The sequence below is a fragment of the Streptomyces sp. AA4 genome (assembly GCF_000158875.1).
GTDB lineage: Bacteria > Actinomycetota > Actinomycetes > Mycobacteriales > Pseudonocardiaceae > Amycolatopsis.
Genome location: NZ_GG657746.1, coordinates 4,932,842 through 4,940,449 on the forward strand (window position 1 = coordinate 4,932,842; position 7,608 = coordinate 4,940,449).

The 7,608-nt window shown below is 70.3% G+C and carries 6 protein-coding genes; 5 read left to right on the forward strand and 1 reads right to left on the reverse strand.

All coding sequences use genetic code 11. The features are described from left to right. Positions 1–356: 356 nt before the first annotated feature. Complete coding sequence (rpsA, locus tag SSMG_RS22605; protein ID WP_009079744.1) at positions 357–1,850, reverse strand: 30S ribosomal protein S1; 1,494 nt, start codon at positions 1,848–1,850, stop codon at positions 357–359. A gap of 344 nt (positions 1,851–2,194) precedes the next feature. Between rpsA and SSMG_RS22610 the strand changes: the two genes are divergently transcribed. From SSMG_RS22610 to SSMG_RS22630, 5 genes are all read left to right on the forward strand, one after another. Next, positions 2,195–3,046, forward strand: a complete 852-nt coding sequence (locus SSMG_RS22610) for a class I SAM-dependent methyltransferase (RefSeq protein WP_009079746.1) — start codon at positions 2,195–2,197, stop codon at positions 3,044–3,046. A 17-nt stretch (positions 3,047–3,063) separates the two neighbouring features. Further along, complete coding sequence (locus SSMG_RS22615) at positions 3,064–3,957, forward strand: GNAT family N-acetyltransferase (RefSeq protein ID WP_037717735.1); 894 nt, start codon at positions 3,064–3,066, stop codon at positions 3,955–3,957. 99 nt (positions 3,958–4,056) lie between these two features. Next, positions 4,057–4,794, forward strand: coding sequence for an ABC transporter ATP-binding protein (locus tag SSMG_RS22620; RefSeq protein WP_009079749.1), 738 nt, complete (start codon positions 4,057–4,059; stop codon positions 4,792–4,794). Further along, positions 4,791–6,716: a YhgE/Pip domain-containing protein gene (locus tag SSMG_RS22625; protein ID WP_009079750.1), complete on the forward strand. Its 1,926-nt coding sequence runs from the start codon at positions 4,791–4,793 to the stop codon at positions 6,714–6,716. The genes SSMG_RS22620 and SSMG_RS22625 overlap by 4 nt, the downstream gene beginning before the upstream one ends. Beyond that, positions 6,713–7,282 carry a TetR/AcrR family transcriptional regulator gene (locus SSMG_RS22630; RefSeq protein ID WP_037714536.1) on the forward strand — a complete coding sequence of 190 codons (570 nt, stop codon included), beginning with the start codon at positions 6,713–6,715 and terminating at the stop codon, positions 7,280–7,282. The genes SSMG_RS22625 and SSMG_RS22630 overlap by 4 nt, the downstream gene beginning before the upstream one ends. Positions 7,283–7,608: the final 326 nt, after the last annotated feature.

Consider the following 7,608-nt stretch of genomic DNA (forward strand, 5'->3'; position numbering starts at 1 on the left):
GCCCGGGCACGCCAAACCACAGAGCTTAAAGCCTGGTCGACGTCCACGCACTGGCGAGCCTGGAACTGACCCTCCGCTCGCAAGGCCCCTCGACGGCTGGTTTCCTCAGCCCCGGCGAATCCGCCCACACCCGCGGCGTCCGCGCGGCCATCGACGGCCTCGGCCTGCGCAACTGACCCTTGGCCGCATTGCCGCGAGCTGCCCCGAGTTCGTCGCGGGAACGGCCCTGCCGTCGGACGTCGCCCGGCGGAAACGCCATCCCCGCGTTGCCCGGCACGAAAAAGCCCGGAAAACAGTTCGGCCCCGGTCCGCGAGGACCGGGGCCGAACGGGTCAGAGACTCAGCGAGTCAGACGCTCACGCGCCGCCCGACAGCTTCTCGCGCAGGGCCGCGAGCTGCTCGTCGCTGGCGAGCGTGCCGCCGCTCTTCGCCTCGACCGGGGCGGACGAGGTGTAGCTCTGCTCGCCGCCCTCGATGCCGGTGGCGGCGTCGGCAGCGGCTTCGGCGTCGGCCTCGGCGGCCTTCTTGACCTGGGCCATGTGCTGCTCGTAGCGGGTGTGGGCCTCGGCGTACTGCCGCTCCCACTCCTCGCGCTGCTTGTCGAAGCCTTCCTGCCACTCCTGCGTGTCCGGGTCGAAGCCTTCGGGGTAGATGTAGTTGCCCTCGGCGTCGTACTCGGCGGCCATGCCGTACTGGGTGGGGTCGAACTCGGTCTCCGGCGTGACGCCCTCGTTCGCCTGCTTCAGCGACAGCGAGATGCGACGGCGCTCGAGGTCGATGTCGATGACCTTGACCATGACGTCGCCGTTGACCTGGACGACCTGCTCCGGGATCTCCACGTGGCGCTCGGCCAGCTCGGAGATGTGCACCAGGCCCTCGATGCCCTCCTCGACGCGGACGAACGCGCCGAACGGGACGAGCTTGGTGACCTTGCCCGGCACGATCTGGCCGATCGCGTGGGTGCGGGCGAACTGGCGCCACGGGTCTTCCTGGGTCGCCTTCAGCGACAGCGAGACGCGCTCGCGGTCCATGTCGACGTCCAGGACCTCGACCGTGACCTCCTGGCCGACCTCGACGACCTCGGACGGGTGGTCGATGTGCTTCCAGGACAGCTCGGAGACGTGCACCAGGCCGTCGACGCCGCCCAGGTCCACGAAGGCGCCGAAGTTGACGATGGAGGACACGACGCCCTTGCGGACCTGGCCCTTGGCGAGCGCGTTGAGGAACTCGCTGCGCACCTCGGACTGGGTCTGCTCGAGGTAGGCGCGGCGGGACAGGACCACGTTGTTGCGGTTCTTGTCCAGCTCGATGATCTTCGCCTCGAGCTCGCGGCCGACGTACGGCTGCAGGTCGCGCACCCGGCGCATCTCGACCAGCGACGCGGGCAGGAAGCCGCGCAGGCCGATGTCCAGGATGAGACCGCCCTTGACGACCTCGATGACGGTGCCCTTGACGGGCTCGTCCTTCTCCTTGAGCTCCTCGATCGTGCCCCAGGCGCGCTCGTACTGGGCGCGCTTCTTGGACAGGATCAGGCGGCCTTCCTTGTCCTCCTTCTGGAGGACGAGGGCTTCCACCTCGTCGCCGACGGCGACAACCTCTGCCGGGTCGACATCGTGCTTGATGGACAGCTCGCGCGAGGGGATGACGCCCTCGGTCTTGTACCCGATGTCGAGCAGGACCTCGTCGCGGTCGACCTTGACGATGGTGCCCTCGACGATGTCCCCATCGTTGAAGTACTTGATCGTCTTGTCGATAGCCGCGAGGAAGTCTTCCTCCGACCCGATGTCGTTGACGGCGACCTGCGGGGCCCCGGTGGGGGCGGTCGGGGCGGTGGCGGTGTCGGTGGTCATTAGGCGGGTTGCTCCGGTGGATGGGTGTCGTAGGTGGATGTGAAGTTGGCTACCGAAAGTGCACGCGGCGGGCCCGCAACCGGCATGCGACGACCCTGCTCAAACGTCCGGCGACCAAACGTTCCACCAGTGAACGACCGCGGCATGACCCGCTGACGATGCGCGGCCCCGGTGGGTAGTCACCCGGGCAGCGCGAACCCCACTGCGCTAACACGTATCGTACGCGGGCCCCCGCGGGGGACACAATCAGGGTCGCCCTCGGCTCCCGGTACCTTCTTGCCAACGTTTCCGCCGGTCCGGGCATTCCCCGCCCGGACGGCCGCATCCGGGGAGAGGAGACCGGCATGCCCGAGCCCGCCGCGGCCCCGGCGGCCCGCCACGCGAGCGCCGAAGAACGCCTCGGCACGGTCGGCGTCGCCCATCGCGAAGTCGGCGGACACGAGGCCGAAGCGGCGAATCTGGCCTGGTGGGACGCGGATGCCGACGACTACCAGGCCACCCACGGCGGATTCCTCGGCGACGCCGATTTCGTCTGGTGCCCGGAGGGCGTGCGCGAGGAGGACGCGCGGCTGCTCGGCGACGTGCGCGGCAAGCGCGTGCTCGAAGTCGGCTGCGGGCAGGCCGCGTGCTCGCGCTGGCTCGCGGCCGCCGGGGCCGAACCCGTCGCCACCGACCTGTCCGGCGGCATGCTCCGGCACGCCCGCGAGGGGAACGCCCGCACCGGCGCGGCGGTCCCCCTCGTGCAGGCGAACGCCGAGCGGCTTCCGTTCGCCGAGGCCAGTTTCGACGTCGCGTGCTCCGCGTTCGGCGCGCTCCCCTTCGTCCCGTCGCTGGAGACCGTGTTCGGCGAAGTGCGCCGCGTGCTGCGCCCGGGTGCGCCGTGGGTCTTCTCGGTGACCCACCCGATGCGGTGGATCTTCCCGGACGACCCCGGACCGCAGGGCCTCACCGCGACCCAGCCGTACTTCGACCGCACGCCGTATGTCGAGGTGGACGACGACGGCACCGCGACGTACGTCGAATACCACCGCACGCTCGGCGACTACGTGCGCGCGCTCGCCGCGTCGGGTTTCGCGCTGGAGGACCTCGTCGAACCGGAATGGCCGGCGGGCCACACGCGCACCTGGGGCCAGTGGAGCCCGCTGCGCGGCAGGCTGTTCCCCGGCACCGCGATCTTCCGCACGCGCCGCGACTGACCGGCTACGCTGCGGCAGTGAGCTCCGCAGGCCGATTCGCCGCACTCGACCCGCTCCTGCCGCCGCCCGTCCCGCTCGCGAGCGGCGACCGGCTGCGTGCGGTGACCGCGTCGGGCACGCAGGTTTCCGCGATGCTCCAGCGCTACCGGCACGGCCCGGGCGACGCTCCCCTGCTGTGGTCGGCGGCCGAGGTGTGGCAGCTGTTCCCGGATCCGGAAACCGCGGGCACCGAAGGATTCGACGCGTTGCTCGGCGCGCTTCGGTCCCAAGTGGACACTGAGGCGCCGGGCGCGGATTCGGCGTGCGTCGTCAACTGGCCGAGCCGCGACGCCGAAGCCATCCGGGCATTTCTCGACCACGGGCTGGTTCCGTTGTCCGCCTTGGCCGTTCGCCCCGCGGTCGCGCCGGAAGACGCCGCTGCGGACGCGTCGATCCGCCTTGCCGGGCCCGACGACTACCCCGCCGCGCTGGCGTTGTGCACGGCGACGTTCGATTACACCGGCCTCGTCGCGCACCGGAAACGCGAGCAGACCGCGGAGCTGCTCGGCCCGGCGCTGCGCCGCGCACTCGGCGAGAAGGCGACCTGGCTCGCCGAGGTCGACGGCGAAGTCGCGGCGCTCGCCCAATGCGACTGGGTCCAATCCGCGCCCGGGAACGAGGCCGCCGAACTCCTGCCGACCGGGCGCTGGGGGTATGTGAACAACGTCGTCACCGCCCCGGCCAGCCGCGGCCGCGGGATCGGCCGCGCGCTGATGGCCCGCGCGCATCGCGAACTGCTGAACCAGGGCGCGACCGGCACCTACCTCTACTACAACCCGACCAATCCCCTGTCGTCGGTGTTCTGGCACCGGCAGGGCTACCGGCCGCTGTGGACGTCCTGGGAAGCGCACCCTGCGTGGGCCTTGCGCTGAGCCGACCGCTCTTTGGTGTGACGTCCGGCGAGCCGCCTTGCCGAGCCCACCAGGTCAGGACTAACTTTTGAACTGACTGGTCAGTTCAAAATCCGTGGAGTGTGTCCTGTGCAGGTCCGTGCCGACCGGGTGTCCCTGAAGGGTCCCCACGGCCCCTTGTTGCCGCCTACCTCGCTCACCGTCGAGGAGGGCTGCCTCACCGTCGTGCACGGCGAACCGGGCGTCGGCATCACCGCGCTCGCGCTGGCGCTGGCCGGGCGGCTCAAGCCGACCACCGGCACCGTGACCGCCGAACCCGAGGGCGACCTGCGGCGGCTCGTGGCCGTGGTGGACTCGCCGGGCGTCAGCGAGCCGGACGAAGCCTTGCCGCTGCGCGTCGTCACCGGCGAAGAACTGGCGCTCGCACACCGTCCTTCCAGCAAGGATGCTGTCACAGCTTGGCTCTCCCAGCACGACGCGGCTCCGTATGCCGACAGCCGGTTCGAGAATCTCGAACCCGCGCTGCGCATCCGGCTGCTCGCCGCGCTGGCCGCCGAACGCGACGGGGTGCGCGTGCTCGTCCTCGACGCGCCCGACCGGCACACCAGCGACGTCGAGACCTGGGCTTCGGTCGCGAGGGAGCACGCCGCCCGCGGGTTCGCGGTGGCCGTGCTGGCCGCGACGACGCCGGAGTCGGCGCTCCCCTTCCCTCCCGCCAAGGTCGGCGAGACCGAGCAACCGGACCCGGTCCGGCTGTACGCCCCGCCGGAACCCGCTGAAGCCGAGCAGACCCGGCAGCTCCCGGAAACCGCCGAACTGACCGCCGAAACCGAGAACTCCGAGGGAGACCGGGCATGACCACCCCCCACAAGCGGGCCGGCGGACTGAACGCGTTCCGGATCGCGCGCAACGAACTGCGCAGGCTGTCCACCGGGACGCTGCCGAAGCTCGCCATGTTCGCGCTCGTGATGGTGCCGCTGCTGTACGCGTCGTTCTACCTCTACGCGAACTACGACCCCTACGGCCGCCTCGACAAGCTGCCCGCCGCGGTGTTCACCGAGGACGCCGGAGCGAAGGACTCCAGCGGGGCCGAGCGCAACGTCGGCCGCGAGGTGACCGACGAACTGGTGAAGTCCGGCACCTTCCAGTGGCATCAAGTGTCCGAAAAGGACGCTCGGGACGGCGTGCGCGACGACAAGTACTCGTTCGCCATCGGCATCCCGCACGACTTCTCGAAAGCCCTGCTGTCGTCCGGAAATTTCGAGCCGCAGCAGGCGACCATCACGCTGACGACCAACGACGCCAACAACTATCTGGCCGGCACCATCGCGAAACAGGTGGCCGACCAGGTCCGCAAGACGATCGCGGAGAAGGTGGGCAGCGAGGCCGCGGACAAGTTCCTCGTCGGCTTCTCCACCATCTACGGCAAAATCTCCGAGGCCACCGACGGCGCCAAACAGCTCGCCGACGGCGCGGCGAAACTCCAGACGGGGCAGCATCAGCTGGCCGACGGGGCGGGCCAGCTCGCGACCGGGTCGAGCAGTCTCGCGACCGGACTGGGCACGCTCAAATCGAGCACCGCGCAGCTGCCGAGCCAGACGCAGAAGCTCGCCGACGGCGCGGGCCAGGTGGCCGACGGCAACCAGAAGGTGGCGGACGCGTCCTCGCTGGCGGCTTCGGCGTCGAGCGATCTGCAGGGCCGCCTCGACAGCTACCGCTCCCAGCTCAACACGCAGCTGCACGACGCCGGGCTCTCCGACAGCCAGGTCAACGACATCCTGTCCCGCCTCGACCAGCTGCGTTCTCCGGTCAACGACGCGAACGGGAAGATCCAGTCCGCCAACGGCGATCTGCAGAAGCTCGCCAGCGGCGCCCGGCAGGTGTCCGACGGGGCGCACCAGCTCGCCTCGGCGTCGCCGCAGCTGGCCAACGGGATCGCGCAGGCGTCCGACGGCGCGAACCAGCTGCGCGACGGCGCGGCGAAGCTCAACGACGGCGAGAAGACCGCGGTCACCGGCACCGACCAGCTCGCGGACGGTTCGGCGAAGCTGCGCGACGGGCTGGCCGCCGGCCTGAAACAGATCCCGAACCCGGACGACCCGACCCGGACCGCCACCGCGAACACCATCGCCGACCCGGTCGCGGTCACGTCGAACGGCGTCGCTTCGGCGGGCACGTACGGCGCCGGGCTCGCGCCGTTCTTCATCTCGCTGGCCACCTGGATCGGCGCGTTCGTGCTGTTCCTGCTGATCCGCCCGCTGTCGACGCGCGCGCTCACTGCCGGCGCTTCGCCGCTGCGGGTCGCGCTCGGCGGCTGGCTGTCCTCGGCCGTGCTGGGCCTGGGGCAGGTGATCGTGCTGTTCGCCGCGGTGACCTGGCTGGTCGGCATCCACGTGGCGCATCCGCTGGGCGCGATCGGCTTCGCCTGTCTGGTGTCGCTGGCGTTCACGTCCGTCGTGCACGCGCTGAACGCGCTCTTCGGCGCGGTCGGCAAGTTCCTCGGGCTCGTGCTGCTGGTGCTGCAGCTGGTGAGCGCGGGCGGCACGTTCCCGTGGCAGACGATCCCGGACGCGCTCTATCCGCTGCACATCGTGCTGCCCATGGGCTACGCGATCGACGGGTTCCGGCACCTGCTGTACTCCGGCGCGTCGCTGCAGATCCTCGGTGACGTCGGGGTGTTGCTGGCGTACCTCGTCGGCGGGATCCTCCTGTCCACTCTCGCCGCGCGCAAACACCGGGTGTGGTCGGTCTCGGCGCTCAAGCCCGAGCTGAGCCTGTGAGAGAAGCGACCAAACGGAAGCTCTTCGAGGCCACCCTGCGGCTTTCGGCCAGTCGCGGGCTCGTGGGGCTGACGGTGGACGACATCGCGGCCGAGGCCGGGGTCGCGAAAGGGACCGTCTACTACAACTTCGGGTCCAAGGACGGGCTGGTCGACGCGCTGCTCCGGTTCGGAGTGGATCTGCTGGCCGGGCGGCTGCGGGCGGCGGGGTCGGAGGACGATCCGCTGGCGGTGATCGAGGCCCAGGTGGATACGACGCTCGAGTTCATCGCGGAGTATCCGGGGTTTTCGCAGATCGTGGTCAGCGAGCTGTGGCATACGCCGGGGCGGTGGCACGACACGCTGGCGTTGCTGCGGGAGGAGTTGATCGCGGTCGTGAAGGCCCAGCTGGAGCGGCTCGACGCGGCCGGGCGGTTGCCAGCCGGGGTGGACATCGCTACCGCGGCTGCCGGGTTGTTCGGGACGATGCTGGTGGTGGCGTTGGACTGGCAGGTGTTCCATCCCGCCCGGGCCCGGGGTGAGGTGCTCGAGTCGGTGATGTTGCTGGTTCGGGGGTTGGGGCGGTGACGCGGGGCCCGGCGTTGGGGCCGGGCCCCTGGGGGTTAGTGGCAGTTGGCGCAGCAGCCGCAGCCCTTGCCGGTGCAGGCGGAGCAGCATCCGTGCCGCAGGACGGTCTGGAACAGGCGCTTGATCATGGCTCGGTCCTTCCGGGTTGGTCGTTCCTGCGTGGGTCACGCTAAGTGAGGCGGGGGTTACTGGGGTACCGCTGACCGGGCAGGGCGGGGGGTGAATCCCGGATGGCTCGTTGCGGTGTTCGGCTCGTCGCCCTGGCGGGCGACATTGCCGGTGATCTGGGTTGCGTGGGGCACCCCGAAGTTTGATTGTGCTGACGG